The 15,462-nt window shown below is 71.9% G+C and carries 10 protein-coding genes and 1 pseudogene; 4 read left to right on the top strand and 7 right to left on the bottom strand.

What is annotated here, in order from left to right:
• The first annotated feature begins 111 nt into the window (after positions 1 to 111).
• Entirely contained in the window at positions 112 to 2,829 is a 2,718-nt protein-coding gene (gene acnA / locus KJK29_RS07760; protein ID WP_285439949.1) for an aconitate hydratase AcnA, read from the top strand.
• A 144-nt stretch (positions 2,830 to 2,973) separates the two neighbouring features.
• Positions 2,974 to 4,647 carry a sensor histidine kinase gene (locus tag KJK29_RS07755; RefSeq protein WP_251057739.1) on the top strand — a complete coding sequence of 558 codons (1,674 nt, stop codon included), beginning with the start codon at positions 2,974 to 2,976 and terminating at the stop codon, positions 4,645 to 4,647.
• A gap of 8 nt (positions 4,648 to 4,655) precedes the next feature.
• Here KJK29_RS07755 and KJK29_RS07750 read toward each other — a convergent pair whose 3' ends face one another.
• From KJK29_RS07750 to KJK29_RS07730, 5 genes and pseudogenes are all read right to left on the bottom strand, one after another.
• On the bottom strand, positions 4,656 to 6,008 hold the full coding sequence (locus tag KJK29_RS07750) for an ABC transporter substrate-binding protein (protein WP_215117968.1): 1,353 nt from the start codon (positions 6,006 to 6,008) through the stop codon (positions 4,656 to 4,658).
• Between the two features lie 59 nt (positions 6,009 to 6,067).
• Entirely contained in the window at positions 6,068 to 7,354 is a 1,287-nt protein-coding gene (locus KJK29_RS07745) for a sugar ABC transporter permease (RefSeq protein ID WP_370869120.1), read from the bottom strand.
• Entirely contained in the window at positions 7,351 to 8,130 is a 780-nt protein-coding gene (locus KJK29_RS07740; RefSeq protein ID WP_215117967.1) for an ATP-binding cassette domain-containing protein, read from the bottom strand. Before KJK29_RS07740 ends, KJK29_RS07745 begins: the two co-directional genes overlap by 4 nt.
• A 15-nt stretch (positions 8,131 to 8,145) precedes the next feature.
• A complete protein-coding gene (locus KJK29_RS07735; protein WP_251057738.1) occupies positions 8,146 to 9,228 on the bottom strand; it encodes a substrate-binding domain-containing protein in 1,083 nt (360 codons plus the stop codon).
• A gap of 338 nt (positions 9,229 to 9,566) precedes the next feature.
• Positions 9,567 to 11,945 (bottom strand): annotated as a pseudogene (locus KJK29_RS07730) (SpoIIE family protein phosphatase); the annotation flags it as partial.
• Between KJK29_RS07730 and KJK29_RS07725 the strand changes: the two are divergent.
• Together KJK29_RS07725 and KJK29_RS07720 are read left to right on the top strand one after the other, a co-directional pair.
• Positions 11,920 to 12,165 (top strand): hypothetical protein, encoded by a 246-nt coding sequence (locus tag KJK29_RS07725; protein ID WP_215124620.1) that lies wholly within the window; start codon positions 11,920 to 11,922, stop codon positions 12,163 to 12,165. The pseudogene KJK29_RS07730 and the gene KJK29_RS07725 sit on opposite strands and share 26 nt — an antisense overlap.
• 261 nt (positions 12,166 to 12,426) lie before the next feature.
• Positions 12,427 to 13,347, top strand: a complete 921-nt coding sequence (locus tag KJK29_RS07720; protein ID WP_215117966.1) for an aminoglycoside phosphotransferase family protein — start codon at positions 12,427 to 12,429, stop codon at positions 13,345 to 13,347.
• An 85-nt stretch (positions 13,348 to 13,432) separates the two neighbouring features.
• Here the strand turns inward: KJK29_RS07720 and KJK29_RS07715 are convergent, their stop codons facing one another.
• Both KJK29_RS07715 and KJK29_RS07710 read right to left on the bottom strand, forming a co-directional pair.
• Complete coding sequence (locus KJK29_RS07715; RefSeq protein ID WP_370869119.1) at positions 13,433 to 14,524, bottom strand: lytic polysaccharide monooxygenase auxiliary activity family 9 protein; 1,092 nt, start codon at positions 14,522 to 14,524, stop codon at positions 13,433 to 13,435.
• A 180-nt stretch (positions 14,525 to 14,704) separates the two neighbouring features.
• Positions 14,705 to 15,385, bottom strand: a complete 681-nt coding sequence (locus KJK29_RS07710; RefSeq protein WP_215117965.1) for a TetR/AcrR family transcriptional regulator — start codon at positions 15,383 to 15,385, stop codon at positions 14,705 to 14,707.
• Positions 15,386 to 15,462: the final 77 nt, after the last annotated feature.

Genomic DNA, 15,462 nt, shown 5'->3' with positions numbered 1-15,462 from the left:
CACCGGTCCGGCGGTAAGGCCTACCTAACTTAGCCTTACCTTAGCGGATCGGCCAAGTAGTCGTCGCGGCAGGATCGTGGTGGTACGCGCACATCAATGAAGGAGACTGTCGTGTCGGCGAACAGCTTCGACGCCCGCAGCACGCTGCAGGTGGGCGACGAGTCGTACGAGATCTTCCGGCTGGACAAGGTCGAGGGCGCCGCGCGCCTCCCCTACAGCCTGAAGGTGCTGCTGGAGAACCTCCTCCGCACCGAGGACGGCGCGAACATCACCGCCGACCACATCCGCGCCCTTGGCGGCTGGGACTCGCAGGCCCAGCCCTCCCAGGAGATCCAGTTCACGCCGGCCCGCGTGATCATGCAGGACTTCACCGGCGTGCCCTGTGTCGTCGACCTCGCCACCATGCGTGAGGCCGTCAAGGAGCTCGGCGGCGACCCCGCGAAGGTCAACCCGCTCTCCCCGGCCGAGCTGGTCATCGACCACTCCGTCATCGCCGACAAGTTCGGCACCAACGACGCCTTCGCGCAGAACGTCGAGCTGGAGTACGGCCGCAACCGCGAGCGCTACCAGTTCCTGCGCTGGGGCCAGACCGCGTTCGACGACTTCAAGGTCGTCCCGCCCGGCACCGGCATCGTCCACCAGGTGAACATCGAGCACCTGGCGCGCACGGTCATGGTCCGTAACGGCCAGGCCTACCCCGACACCCTCGTCGGTACCGACTCGCACACCACCATGGTCAACGGCCTGGGCGTCCTCGGCTGGGGCGTCGGCGGCATCGAGGCCGAGGCCGCGATGCTCGGCCAGCCGGTCTCCATGCTCATCCCGCGCGTCGTCGGCTTCAAGCTGACCGGTGAGCTCAAGGCCGGCACGACCGCCACCGACCTGGTCCTCACGATCACCGAGATGCTGCGCAAGCACGGCGTCGTCGGCAAGTTCGTCGAGTTCTACGGCGAGGGCGTCGCCGCCACCTCGCTCGCCAACCGCGCCACCATCGGCAACATGTCGCCGGAGTTCGGCTCCACCGCCGCGATCTTCCCGATCGACGGCGAGACCCTGAACTACCTCAAGCTCACCGGCCGCTCCGAGCAGCAGGTCGCGCTCGTCGAGGCGTACGCCAAGGAGCAGGGCCTCTGGCTCGACCCGGCCGCCGAGCCCGACTTCTCCGAGAAGCTCGAGCTCGACCTGTCGACGGTCGTCCCCTCCATCGCCGGCCCGAAGCGCCCGCAGGACCGTATCGTCCTCGCGAACGCCGCCGAGCAGTTCAAGCAGGACGTCCTCAACTACGTCGACACCGTCGACGAGTCCGGCAAGGAGTCCTTCCCGGCCTCCGACGCCCCGGCCGTCGCCCCGAACGGCGCCCCGTCCAACCCGGTCACCGTGACCGCCCCCGACGGCACGTCGTACGAGATCGACCACGGTGCGGTGACGGTCGCGGCCATCACCTCCTGCACCAACACCTCCAACCCGTACGTCATGGTCGCCGCCGCCCTGGTGGCCAAGAAGGCGGTGGAGAAGGGCCTGACCCGCAAGCCGTGGGTCAAGACCACCCTCGCCCCGGGCTCCAAGGTCGTCACCGACTACTTCGAGAAGTCGGGCCTCACCCCGTACCTCGACAAGGTCGGCTTCAACCTCGTCGGCTACGGCTGCACCACCTGCATCGGCAACTCCGGCCCGCTGCCGGACGAGGTCTCCAAGGCCGTCAACGACCACGACCTCGCGGTCACCTCGGTCCTCTCCGGCAACCGGAACTTCGAGGGCCGTATCAACCCCGACGTCAAGATGAACTACCTGGCGTCCCCGCCGCTGGTCGTGGCCTACGCGATCGCCGGCTCCATGAAGGTCGACATCACGCGTGACGCCCTGGGCACCGACCAGGACGGCAAGCCGGTCTTCCTCGCGGACATCTGGCCCTCCGAGGCCGAGGTGAACGACGTCGTCGCCAACGCCATCGGCGAGGACATGTTCTCCAAGTCCTACTCGGACGTCTTCGCGGGCGACGCCCAGTGGCAGGCGCTGCCGATCCCGACCGGCAACACCTTCGAGTGGGACGCCGAGTCGACCTACGTCCGCAAGCCCCCGTACTTCGAGGGCATGACGATGGAGACCACCCCGGTCTCCGACATCTCCGGCGCCCGTGTGCTCGCCAAGCTGGGCGACTCGGTGACGACGGACCACATCTCGCCCGCCGGTGCCATCAAGGCCGACACCCCGGCCGGCAAGTACCTCACCGAGCACGGTGTGGAGCGTCGTGACTTCAACTCCTACGGCTCCCGCCGAGGCAACCACGAGGTCATGATCCGCGGCACGTTCGCCAACATCCGCCTGCGCAACCAGCTCGCGCCGGGCACCGAGGGCGGCTACACCCGCGACTTCACCCAGGCCGACGGCCCGGTGTCGTTCATCTACGACGCCTCGCGCAACTACATCGACCAGGGCATCCCGCTGGTCATCCTGGGCGGCAAGGAGTACGGCTCCGGCTCGTCCCGCGACTGGGCCGCCAAGGGCACCGCGCTCCTCGGCGTCAAGGCCGTCATCACCGAGTCGTACGAGCGCATCCACCGCTCGAACCTCATCGGCATGGGCGTCCTGCCGCTCCAGTTCCCCGAGGGTGCCTCCGCCGAGTCCCTCGGCCTGACCGGCGAGGAGACCTTCTCCTTCACCGGTGTCGAGGAGCTCAACAACGGCACCACCCCGCGCACGGTGAAGGTCACCACCGACACCGGCGTCGAGTTCGACGCGGTCGTCCGCATCGACACCCCCGGCGAGGCGGACTACTACCGCAACGGCGGCATCATGCAGTACGTGCTGCGCAGCCTGATCCGCAAGTAAGCGGACCGGTAGGGCAGTTCGAGGCAGTTCGAGGGCCGCGTTCCCGGGTGACCGGGGGCGCGGCCCGCGCCGTTCCCGCAGGGACATCGCCCGTGCTCAGCCGGAACACAGGGTTCCCTCAGCGGACCGGGACACGATCGGGACATGTCTGGCACCCCCGGGTCCCTGCGCACCCGGCTCCTCCTCCGCATCGGCGCCGCCCTCGTCGCCGTCTGCGCCGTGACGGCGCTCGCCGCCGTCCTCGCCCAACGGGCCCTGCTGCTGGACCATCTCGACGGCCGGGTCACGGAGGCCGCCGAACACGGCCTGGCCGGGGCCTCGCTCCGTCCCGGCGACGACCGCGACCTGACGTTCCTCGACGGGAACGGCCACCCCGACGGAACTCTCGCGGCCCGGCTCGACGCACACGGCACGGTCACCGCCGCTGCGGTCACCGGACCGGACCGCACGCCCCGGGCCCTCAGCGCCGGCCAGCGCGCCGCCCTGCGCGGCATCGCCCCCGACGGCACACCCCACACCCGGACCGTCCCCGGCCTCGGCACCTACCGGGTCACCGGGCTGGAGACGAGCGGGGTGCGGATCCTCGCCGGGCTCCCCATGGGCGACGTACGGGACGTGCTGAACCGTCTGGTCCTGGTCGAGGCGGTCGTCGGAGCCGCCGGACTCGCCGTCGCGGGCGGCGTCTGTGCCGTGGTCGTACGGCGTCAGCTGCGCCCCCTCGGCCGGGTCGCCGCCACCGCCGCCGATCTCGCCCGGGCGCCGCTCGGCCACGAACGGCCCACCGGCCTGCCCCGGGTGCCCGAGGCGGACACCGACCCCGGCAGCGAGGCCGGGCAGGTCGGCGCCGCGCTCAACCGCATGATCGACCAGGTGGAGAGCGACCGTGCGGCACGCCGCCGCAGCGAGGAACGCATGCGCCGCTTCCTCGCCGACGCCGGCCATGAACTCCGTACCCCGCTCGCCTCGATCGCCGGATACGCCGAGCTCATGAACCGCGGCGCCGGCCCGGTCGAGCCGACGCTCGCCTGGCGCCGGGTCTCCGCAGAGTCGGCGCGGATGACGGGCCTGGTCGAGGACCTCCTGCTGCTGGCCCGGCTGGACGAGGGCCGGCCCCCGCGGTCCGCCGAGGTGGACCTGGTTGCCTTGGTCGCCGAGGCCGTCCAGGAGGCACGGGCGGCCGACCCGGACCGCACCTGGCGGCTGGCGCTGCGGCTCGACGCGTCGGCGCTGGTCATCGGCGACGAGACGGGGCTGGGCAAGGCCGTGGCGAACCTGCTCGCCAACGCCCGCGCCCACACCCCGCCCGGCACCACGGTCGTGGCCGCGGTGGAGGCCACCGCCGAGCGCCGCGTCGTCCGCGTCCGGGACGACGGCCCCGGCATCCCCCCGCACCTCCTCGCCTCGGTCTTCGACCGCTTCACCCGCGCCGACCCCTCACGCTCCCGCCGCGCCCCCGGCGACGCCGGCTCCGGCCTCGGCCTGGCCGTCGTCCAGGCGATCACAACGGCCCACGGCGGCCGCGCCACGGCACGCAGCACGCCCGGACACACCGAGTTCACCGTGGAACTTCCCCCGGCCCCAGAGCCGGAGGGGGAGCTGCCTCTGGTCCCGGAGGCGGAGGGGGAGCTGCCTCCCGCCCCAGAGGCGGAGGGCGAACCGCCGTTGCGTGCCGAGGTGCCGGAGCTTCCGAGCGGCGCTGGCAGTGGTGTGGAGGGCGCCGGGGGACACCCCGTTCATCATGAGGGGCCTCCGGTCCCGGAGCCGGAGGGGGAGCCGTCGTTGCCGGTCGAGGTGCCGGAGCTCTCCGAGCGGCGCTGACTGTCGGCTCACTCGCCCCGGTACTTCGCCGCCGCGGCCTGGGCGAGGTCCTGGGCCTTGTCCAGGGCCGTGTCCACCGACTGCTGACCGGCGATGGCGGCGGCGATCTGCTGGGAGACCGCCGTGCCGAGCACGGCGAACTCCGGGATGCCCAGGAAGCCGATGCCGGTGTAGGGGCGGGGGCCCACGCCGGGGCTCTTCGGGTCGGCGGAGTCCGTCGCCGCCGTGTATTCCTGCCGGTACCAGGCGCCGGCCGCCTGCTGGTACTCGGGATTGGCGTAGAGCGACTTGCGGTTGCCGGCGGGCGCCGCGGTCCAGCCCATCTCCTGGCCGACCTGCTCCTGGTACTCCTTGGACGAGGCCCAGGAGATGAACTCCCACGCGGCGTCCTTGTCGTCGGAGGCCTTCTGTATGCCCCACGCCCAGGTCCACAGCCAGCCGGCCTTGTCGGTCCTGTCGTGCGGGGCCGGGACATAACCCACCTTGCCCTTGACCGAGGAACCGTCGGCCTCCACCGACGAGGCCAGCGACGTGGCGTCGTACATCATGGCGCACTTGCCCTCGACGAAGCTGTCCAGGATCTCCAGCACGCCCATCCGGTCGGCGCCGGGCTGGCCGTGCGAGCGGAGCAGATCGACGTAGAACTCGACGGCCTTCTTGAACTCGGGGGAGTTCAGGCGCGCGTTCCAGTCCATGTCGTACCAGGACCCGCCGAAGGTGTTGACGACCGTGTTGATCGGGGCGAGGTTCTGGCCCCAGCCGGGCAGCCCGCGCAGACAGATGCCGCTGGTGCCGTCCACGCCGTCGACCTCGGCGGCGAGGTCGGCGACCTGCTTCCAGGTCGGGTTCGGCGGCATGACCAGCCCTTCCTTGCGGAAGAGGTCCTTGCGGTACATCAGGAAGGAGCCCTCGCCGTAGAAGGGCTCGGCGTAGATCTTGCCGTCCTTCCCCGTCAGCGACGCCACCAGGTTGGGGAAGACATCGTCCTGGTCGAAGTCCTCGTCCGCCCGCACATAGGAGTCCAGCGGGGCGAGCCAGCCGTTGTCCGAGTAGATCGGCACCTCGTACGCGCTGACGCTCGCCACGTCGTAGGTACCGCCCTGGGTCGCGAACTCGCGGTTCATCCGCTCCCGCGCCTCGTTCTCCGGCAGCAGGGTGTAGTCGACCGTGATGCCCGTCTCCGCGGTGAAGTGCTCCTTGGTGAGCTTCTTGAGCGTCTGCACCTGGGGCACGTCCATCGCGAGCACCTTGAGGTCGGCCTGCTCGCCGCCGGGCGGGTCGGTGTCACCGCATCCGGCGAGGACCAGGCCGAGGACGGCCGTGGCTGCCAGGGCCATCCGGGCGAGGCGGCTGCGTTTCATGACATTTCGGCCCTTACCCACCTTTCTCTTTCTTAGGCGTAGGGAAAAGAAAGAATGATTCACGGACGGTCCCGGCGTGGCTCCCCGCGTCTGGAGAGCGCGTCGGCCGCCACCGCGGCCAGCAGCACCCCACCGGTGATCATGAACTGCACGGCGTCCTCGACCCCCAGCAGCCCCATCCCCGAGGCGATCGACTGGATGACCAGCACCCCGAGCAGCACCGACCAGGGCGAGCCGCGCCCGCCGAACAGACTCGTACCGCCGATGACGGCCGCCGCGATCGCGTTGATCAGCAGCATCCCGGAACCGGCGGCCCGGGCCGTCGTGGGGCTCGCCGAGGTCAGCTCCGAGGCCACGAACAGCCCGCCGAACGCGGCCAGCGTTCCCGACACCATGAACATCGCGACCCGCACCCGCTCCACCCCGATACCGGCCCGCCGCGCCGCCTCGACCCCGCCGCCGAGCGCGTACACCCGCCGCCCGTAGCGGGTGCGGCGCAGCACGTAGTCCGAGACGACCAGCACCACCAGGAAGATCAGCAGCGCGAGCGGCAGCCCCTGGAACCGGTTGAGGGTGTAGGCGGCGGCGAAGGCGACCGCCGCGAGCAGACCGGTGCGCAGCCAGACATCACCCGTCGGCTGGTGCGGCATCCCGGCGGCCAGATGCCGGGCGCGCTTGCGCCGGGCGGCCAGGAAGTACCCGGCCGTGCCGAGCGCCGCCACCGTGTAGGCCGCCGCGTCGTCCTCGAAGTGGCGGCTGGTCAGGGAGGCGACCAGCCCCTCCTCGTCGATGTTGATCGTGCCGCTCGCGCCCAGCAGGTAGAGCGTCAGGCCGTTCCAGATCAGCAGGCCCGCCAGCGTCACGACGAACGCGGGCACGCCGAGCGAGGCGAAGAAGAACCCGTGGAAGGCGCCCACGGCCATGCCCACCGCGACCGCCACGATCACCGCGAGCCACTCCGGCATCCCGTGGTTCACGTTCAGCACGGCGAACGAGGCGCCCGCCAGGCCGCTGACCGAGCCGACCGACAGATCGATCTCCCGGATCAGCAGCACGAACACGATGCCGACGGCGACCAGACCGGTCCCCACGATGCCCACGCCGAGGTTGGACAGGTTGCGCGGCGAGAGGAACTTGTCGTCCAGACCCTGGAAGACGCACCAGATCACGATCAGCCCGGCGATGACCAGCAGCGGCCCGCGCTCGCTGTCGCGCACACTGCCGCGCACCTCCAGGGCGTACTCGCGCAGATTGCCGGACCAGCCCCGGGTGCGCGGCCCGCGGTCGGGCGCCAGGGGACCGGCGCTGCCCGGTCCGCCGTCCCGGTGCGGCCCGCCCCGGCTCACGGCCAGGCCTCCTCGTCGCCCTTCGAGCGATGCGCCACCGCGTTGTCCGCCGCCCCGGTGACCGAGGAGATGATCTGCTCCTGCGTCACCGTGCTCACGTCGAACAGACCGTTGTTGCGCCCCAGCCGCAGCACGGCCACCCGGTCCGCGACGGCCTTGATGTCGCCCATGTTGTGACTGATCAGGATGATCGCCATCCCGCGGTCGCGCACCTCCTCGATGAGGTCGAGCAGATGGCTGGTCTGCTCCACGCCCAGGGCGGCGGTGGGCTCGTCCAGCAGCAGCACCTTGGGCGCGCCCATGAGCGAGCGGGAGATCGCGACGGCCTGGCGCTGACCGGCGGACAGCGCCGCGACCGGCACCCGCACATCGGGGATCCGGATCGACAGGGCGCGCATCAGGTCACGGGAGCGGCGCTCCATCTCCACCTCGTCGAGGACACCGACCCGGTCGATCTCCCGGCCGAGGAAGAGATTGCCTACGACGTCCAGGTTGTCGCACATGGCGAGGTCCTGGTAGACGGTCGCGATGCCCAGGGCGTGGGCGTCGTGCGGGCGTTTGATCTGCACGAGCCGCCCCTCCCACTCGACGATGCCCCGGTCGGCGGGGCTGACCCCGGAGATCACCTTGATCAGCGTGGACTTGCCGGCGCCGTTGTCGCCCGCCAGGGCCACGACCTCACCGGCCCGGACCTGAAGGTCGACGTCCACGAGCGCCTGCACGCCGCCGAACCGCTTGGAGATGCCGCGCAACGCCAGAACAGGGGGATGGGCCACGGGGAATCACGTCCCTCACCGGGTGAGCCCGATCCGGTCACAGGCCGGCCGGAGCTTCGGGGTGCAGATCTGGTCGATCGTGTAGACGCCGTCCCGGACGAGCGTCCGCCCGATCGTCTCGGCCGTCACGGCGATCGGAGTGAGCAGCACCGCCGGGATGTTCTTCGTGGTCGGGCTGTCCACGCTCCGTGTGACGAGGGCGTCGAGGTCGTTGTCGCGCGCCAGGGCGACGGCCATCGCGGCGGCCGCCTCGGTCTCCAGCCGGAAGGGCTTGTAGACGGTCATGTACTGCTCGCCCTCGACGATGCGCCGCACCGCGTCGAGATCGGCGTCCTGGCCGGTGACCGGGGGCAGCGGCGAGATACGGGCGCTCTTGAGCGCCGCGATGACACCGGCGGCGATGGAGTCGTTGGCCGCCAGCACGCCGTCGATCTGGTTCGGGCCGAGGTCGCTGATCGCGGCGGACATGTGGTCGTTCGCGTTCTCCGTGCGCCACCCCAGGGTGTTGTACGACTTGAGGATCCGCACCTTGTCCTTGAGAACGGACCGGGACCCGCCCTCGTACCAGGCGGCGTTGGGGCTGGAGGGGTCGCCGTTCATCATGACGACGCCGCCGCCGTCGGCCCTGGCCCCCATGCCCTTGAGCAGGTCCTGGCCCTGGAGCCGGCCGACCTGGCCGCCGTTGAAACTGACGAAACCCGAGATCGGGCCCTCGGCGAGCCGGTCGTAGGCGACCACGGGGATGCCCTCGCGGTCCGCCGCCCGGACCGAGGAACGCAGGGCCTTGGGATCCACGACGTCCAGGATCAGGGCCGAGACACCCCTGGTGATCATGGAGTTCATCTGCTGCCGCTGGCTCGCCGCGTCGTTCTCTGCGTTGGCGTACACCACCGAGCACTCGGGGCACAGCTCCTTCACCCGCTTCTCGATCAGGGGCTTGTCGGACTGCTCCCATCGGGGCACCGCACGGCTCGGCAGCAGCAGACCGAGGGTCAGGCTGTCGTCGCCCTCCTCTCCGCTCTCGGTACAGCCGACCAGGGAGGTGGCCAGGACACCGGCCATCAGAGCGACGAACACACGCCAGCTGCGCCCTCTCACGGCGGTCCTCCTTCGTCGGGCCGCGATCGGCTCCGGCCGGCGGTTCGGCCGGGGGCGGGGTTCCAGTCCCGGTCCCTGCTTCGGCCACGGTCTCGGTCGCCCGAGGGGGAGTCCGGAGTCCGGTCCCGGTCCCTGTTCCGGCCGAGGAACCGGCGGCCCAGGGGTGGGTCGGGAGTCCGGTCGCGGCCCTTGTTCCGGTCGCGGCCCCGGCCCATGCCCCAGCTCCGGTCGCGGACCAGGCTCCAGCCGCGGTCCCAGGTCCGGCCCGGCTCCGGCACCCGCTCCGGCTCGGCCCGCGGCGGTTCCGGTCCCCGCTCGGGTTCCGGTTCCTCGTCCTCCGGCCCCGGCCGGGACACGACGATCTCGCTCCACACCTGCTTGCCGCCGCCGACCGGCACCGAACCCCAGCCCGTCGACATCGCCTCGACCAGGAAGAGCCCGCGGCCGCCCGTCGACTCCCAGTCCACCACCACCGGCTTGGCGGGCGCGCGCGGCGAGGAGTCGCTCACCGTCACCCGCAGCCGGTCCGCGGCCAGCGTCAGATCCACCCGGACCGCGCCCTGCGTGTGCACCAGCGCGTTGGTGACCAGTTCCGACACCACCAGCAGCACGGTGTCGGCCTCGGCCACGATGTCCCACGAGCGCAGCGTGCGCGCGCTGAACCGGCGGGCGTGCATGACCGCGTCCGGCAGCCGCCACACCACCCAGCCCGCCCGCACCGGGCGCACCCGCATCCCGTCGTAGCGCAGCAGCAGCACCGCCACGTCGTCCTCCCGGCGGCCGGCGTCGCCCAGCAGCTCGTCGGCCATCCGCCCCGGGTCGGAGGGGTCGGCCGCGGCGAGGGCCTCGCGCACGAGCCGCATGCCCTCGTCCACCTGCAGATCGGTCGACTCGACCAGACCGTCCGTCACCAGCGCGAGCACCGAGCCCGGGGCCAGGGCCAGCGCCGTCAGCGGGAACTCCGCGTCCGCGAGGACGCCCAGCGGCAGTCCGCCCTCCACCGCGATCTCCTCGGTGCCGCCGTCGGGCAGACGCACCAGCGGGGACAGATGCCCGGCCCGCACGAACAGCGCGTTGCCCTCCTCCATGTCCAGTTCGACATAGCAGCAGGTGGCGAAGAGGTCGGTCTCCATGCCGACGAGCAGCCGGTTGGCGTGCCCGACGACCACGTCCGGAGGATGGCCCTCCACGGCGTAGGCCCGGACCGCGGTCCGCATCTGGCCCATGATCGTCGCGGCCCCGGCGCTGTGCCCCTGCACATCACCGATGACCAGGGCGACCTTCCCCTCCGACAGCGCGATCACGTCGTACCAGTCGCCGCCCACCTGGAGCCCGCGCCGGGCGGGCAGATAGCGGGCCACGGCGGTGCCCCCGGGCAGCCGGGGCAGCCGGCGCGGCAGCAGGCTGCGCTGCAGCATCGTCGCCAGCTCCTGCTCGGCGTCATAGGCGTGCGCGCGTTTCAGGGCCTGCCCCACCAGCCCCGCGGTCGCCGTCAGCAGGGCCCGCTCCTCGGGGGCGAACTCGTGCGGCGCGTCCCAGCCGACCAGGCACACCCCGGTCACCCTGCTCTTGGCCGGCAGCGGCAGGACCGCCAGCCCGCCGGGGCCGATCCCCTCCAGCCCGGGTTCCAGCGCGGCCCCGGCCGGCCACAGGCTCATACGGCCGTCCCGCAGCGCCGCCTGGAGCGTGGGCAGGGCGGAGACCGGCGCGTCGGGCCACTCCGAGCGCCACTCGGCACGCCACAGGTCCGGCCAGGCGCCGGCACTCGGCGGATCGAGGACGGTGACCGCCAGCCGGTCCTCCAGCAGCTCGGCGAGCGCCACCCGGTCCGCGTCCAGCGGCTCGCGCAGCGCGGCGACGACCACACGGCCGACGTCCCGGACCGTCACGGCGTCGTCGAGCGCGGCCGTCAGCCACTGGATCCGGGCGACGTCGCTGGCGGACCGGCGCAGCACGGGGGCGGCGGTCACCACGCCGAGCACGCGCTCCGGAGCGCCGTCAGGGCCCTTCCGCACCCGGCAGTTCAGGCGCAGCCAGCACAGTTCACCGGTGGGCCGGCGGATCCGGAACTCCAGTTCCCGGCGGCCCGGGGTCTGCGCGGACGGTTCGATCACCGACATCAGGGCGGGGACGTCCTCCGGGACGCAGGCCGAGAGCAGGGTGTCGGTCTTGCCGTCGAAGCCGTTCTCGGGGATGCCGACGAGTTCGAGCAGGGCCTCGTCCGTCTCGACCAGGCCGGTGCCCGGAGCCAGGGCGAAGGAACCGACGCCCATGGCGCGCAGCGCCGGATCCAGCACGGGGGAGGGGGCGCACCGGTCGGCCTCGCCCCGGAGCCGCCCGGCGACCGCCTCGGCGTACCGCTCCAGGAACTCCCGCTGCTCGGGCCCGAAGCCCTCCCCGGCCTCTCCCACCAGCAGCAGACACCCCAGCCACCCACCGGCGGCGCCCAGCGGCAACGCCCCGAGCGGGGCGGCGGAGGCTCCGCCTTCCTCCGGACCGGCGGACACCGCGCTCCCGAGCCACAACGCCCGCCCGCTCCGGAAGGCCTTGGCGATGGTCGGCCCGCCGTCCTCGGCTCCGCTTCCGGTCGCGGTTAGGCTTCCCGTTCCGTTTCCGTTTCCGTTTCCGGTTCCGTCCTCGGCTGCGGGCGGGACTCCGGGGGAGGGCGGGGGCGACCCGGAAGGTCCCGGGGTGGCTGACGCCTCCGCGACCGGCACACAGCCCTGCAACCCGTACCGCTCCGGCTCGGCGCCGGCCGACTCCACGGAGCGGAGTTCCGTGCCGTCCTCGCTCCGTACGTACACCGCCGCCAGTGCCACCCCGGCGAACGCCAGGACCCGCTCCCGCGCGGCCGGCTCCGGCGCGGGGCGAGGCGGACCGGTGCCCCCGTTCCCCGGCGCCCGAAGACCGGGGACCGCGGCCCGGGCATCGCCGTAATGGGGCATCTCCGCATCCACCTCCCGTCCGTGCCGCCGGCCACCGGCAGGTGGGAGTCCCCGGAACTCGGAGTCCCCGGAACTCAGGCGACGACGACACGGCGGATCCACGCCGCGCATGAGCGGCAGGGCACCCACACAACAGAATCGCACACCTGGATATCAGCGACATATGGGGCATACGGCATGGCCGGTCCGGGCGCGCGGCGTTTTCCGGCCACTCGTACCCCTTCGTGCTCCCGCCCGGCTAGCGTTGCGCCGCATGACCCACACCGAGATCGAGATCACGCCGGAACTGATCCGGGAGTTGCTGCGCGACCAGCACCCCGACCTGGCCGATCGCCCCCTGCGGCTCGGTGCGCGCGGCTGGGACAACCAGCTCTGGCGTCTCGGTGACGACCTGGCCGTGCGGCTGCCCTGGGCGACGGGGCCCGTGGACGCGCTGCTGCGCAAGGAGCACACCTGGCTCCCCGAACTCGCCCCGAGTCTGCCCCTGGAGATTCCGGTCCCGCAGCGCCTCGGTGAGCCCTCCGACCGTTTTCCGCACACCTGGATCGTCACCACCTGGGTGCAGGGCGCCCCCGCCGACCGCGCCCCCGCCACCCGTGCCGCGGAGTCGGCCGAGGCCCTGGCCGCCTTCCTGACGGCGCTGCACCGCCCCGCCCCCGAGGGCGCACCCGTGGGCCGGAGCCGAGGCGGGCCGTTGTCCGAGCACGCCGAGGGGTTCGCCCACCAACTCGCCACGGCCACGGAGCTGGGCCTGGTCGCGAACCCGGAGGCGGTCCGCGCGATCCTGGACGACGCCGTCGCGGCGCCCGACTGGACGGGCCCGGCGGTGTGGATCCACGCCGACCTGCACGCGGCCAACGTGCTCACCGCCGACGGCACCTTCTGCGGTGTGATCGACTTCGGCGATCTCTGCGCCGGTGACCCCGCCTGCGATCTCGCCGCCGCCTGGAACCTGCTGCCGGACGGCGCCGCCGACCGCTTCTTCGATCTCTACCGCCCGGCCGCCGACCCCGCGACCTGGCGCCGCGCCCGGGGCTGGGCCGTCGCGCGGGCCCTCGTCTGCATGATCATCGGGGACGCCGGGGTCCATGGCCGCCTCGGCGGCAAGGCGACGTGGGGCCCACCGGCCGAGGCCGCCCTGCACCGTGTCCTGGCCACGGCGGACGGCCTCTGACCCGGGCGGGTGCGGTCACCCGGCAGCAACGAGCCCGGCGACCGAGGTTCCACCGGTCACCGGGCCCGTCTTGCGAAGCGCCGGTTCAGCCCACCCGGCAGGGCAGGCTCGTCGTACTGTCACCGCCCGGAGCGGTGGCGGTATAGCCGAAGGTCGTGCTCTTGCCCGGAGCCAGGGAGCCGTTCCAGCCGGCGTTGTGGACCATCACCGACTGGCCGTTGTAGGTCGCGTTGCCGCTCCACAAACTCTCGATCTTGTGGCCCGCCGGGAGGTTCCAGTCGACCATCCAGCCGAGCATCGGGACGGTGCCGGTGTTGGTGACGGTCACCTCGGACTGGTAGCCGCCGTTCCAGCTGCCGGTCGTCTTGCGGGTGGCCGTGCAGGTGCCGGGCACCGGCTCGGAGGGGTTGCCCGGCTCCTTGATGCCGGTCACCTCGCCGTTGCCGCCGTCGAAGACGATGTCGGAGCAGGAGTAGAAGGTCTCCTGACTGTCGGAGCGCTGCCAGACCATGTAGACGATGTGGCGGCCCGACTTGTTGGCGGGGAGCTTGCCGGTCCAGGAGTAGTTGGCCTCGACCGTGCCCGGGGAGCCGTTCAGCGGCGGGTGGTCGACGCTCAGGAACGGCCGTTCCTCCATGTCGTTCCAGGTGAGCGTCTTGGCCGGGTCGAAGCCGTCCTTGGTGATGTAGACGTAGAACCAACCCGGGTGCGCCGCCCAGGCGTTGTACGAGAAGTCGACCGTCGCGCCCGAGGTGAGATGGGTGAGCGGCCAGTCCTTGCTGGGGGTGTTGAACCCGGTGAAGTTGGTGTTGCCGCCGCTGCACAGCTCGCCGTCCGGCACGAAGCCCCGGGTGCGGCCGGCGCCGTCGGAGCGGAGCACCGAGAACCAGTTGTAGAACGGCGTGGTGCCGCTGGTCTGCTGGGCGGACCGGCAGGCCGGGTTGACCGGCTTGATCTCGCCGGTGTCGGTCAGACCGTCCTGCCAGCACAGGAAGGTACGGCTGCCGGGCTTCATGGGCGTGCCGTGGGCCTCCGCCTCACCACCGGACGTCATGACCAGACCGAGGGCCGGGACCGTGACGAGCAGGGAGAGCATGACGAGGAAGAGGGACTTGGCCCGGGTGGGGAGCGTTAATCGGCGCATCGGGAGCCTGCCGGGCTCTTTTGTCAGGATCATGACAGCATCATCCGTTCCTTGGGATACGGGTTCGCGGATGCGTGTGTGGGGATGCGCGGGGTGGGGGCGACTTCAGGGCGGGTTCCGGTCCACCGTAATGGGAGCGCTCCCACCCCGCTTGTTGCGGAAGTTAGCGCCGAGGGGCGCGGTTGTAAACGGTTGCCGCACGTGCCGTGTCGGTCAGGCTCTGGGGGTCCGCTGCCGCTGGGGGCTGACAGCCGCGATCGGGAGACTGCGCAGTGTCAGCGCGGTCGGTGGAGGCAGTGGCTCGTCGGCCGTGTCGGCGCGGAACGACTGGAGCAGGTAGGCCACCAGGCGCCGGGAGGCCGCACCGTCGCCCGGCAGGGCGGTCACCAGACCGCAGTGTGCCAACAGGACCACGGCGAGGTCGGAAGGGTGAAAATCGGCCCGCAGAGCGCCCGACGCCTGAGCCCTGCGTACCAGGGTGGTGAAGTCCCGCTCGGCTCGTCGCCGGGACCGCGCGTGCTCCGACGTGCTGTCCGGGAAGGCCGCGACGAACGCGGCAGGGAACCCGCGTTCCTCCCGTTGCAGTGCGCAGACCGTCTCGATCAGCTGCTGGAATCCCTGCCACGGGTCAGGAGCGGCCAGAGCCTCGGTGAGCGCCCGCACGCAGGTGTCCATCTGCTGCGCGAACGCGCCCCGCACCAGGGCGTCGCGGGTCGGGAAATGCCGGTACAGCGTCGCCACGCCGACTCCGGCCCGACGCGCCACGGTCGCCATCGGGGCGTCGATGCCGTGTTCCGCGAAGACCGCACGGGCGGCGGCGAGGACGCGCTCCCGGTTGCGCCGGGCGTCGGCCCGCAGCCCGTCCTCGGCTGCGATCCGAGAGGATTCCACCATCACTGCCTCTCGCTTAGGTCCAAACGGACGATCGCGTCCGATTAGGAGCCTACCGTCGGTGTCAGTTCCCTCCACGA

It is taken from the genome of Streptomyces koelreuteriae, from assembly GCF_018604545.1.
In the GTDB taxonomy this organism is placed as follows: domain Bacteria; phylum Actinomycetota; class Actinomycetes; order Streptomycetales; family Streptomycetaceae; genus Streptomyces; species Streptomyces koelreuteriae.
This window is presented reverse-complemented; position numbering and strand designations above follow the sequence as displayed.

What these genes read in the sequence shown, in the direction of transcription:
- KJK29_RS07755 (WP_251057739.1), top strand. Translation starts at nt 2,974, where the DNA reads ATGTCTGGCACCCCCGGGTCCCTGCGCACCCGGCTCCTCCTCCGCATC.
- KJK29_RS07710 (WP_215117965.1), bottom strand. Translation starts at nt 15,385, where the DNA reads ATGGTGGAATCCTCTCGGATCGCAGCCGAGGACGGGCTGCGGGCCGAC.
- KJK29_RS07720 (WP_215117966.1), top strand. Translation starts at nt 12,427, where the DNA reads ATGACCCACACCGAGATCGAGATCACGCCGGAACTGATCCGGGAGTTG.
- KJK29_RS07750 (WP_215117968.1), bottom strand. Translation starts at nt 6,008, where the DNA reads ATGAAACGCAGCCGCCTCGCCCGGATGGCCCTGGCAGCCACGGCCGTC.
- KJK29_RS07715 (WP_370869119.1), bottom strand. Translation starts at nt 14,524, where the DNA reads ATGATCCTGACAAAAGAGCCCGGCAGGCTCCCGATGCGCCGATTAACG.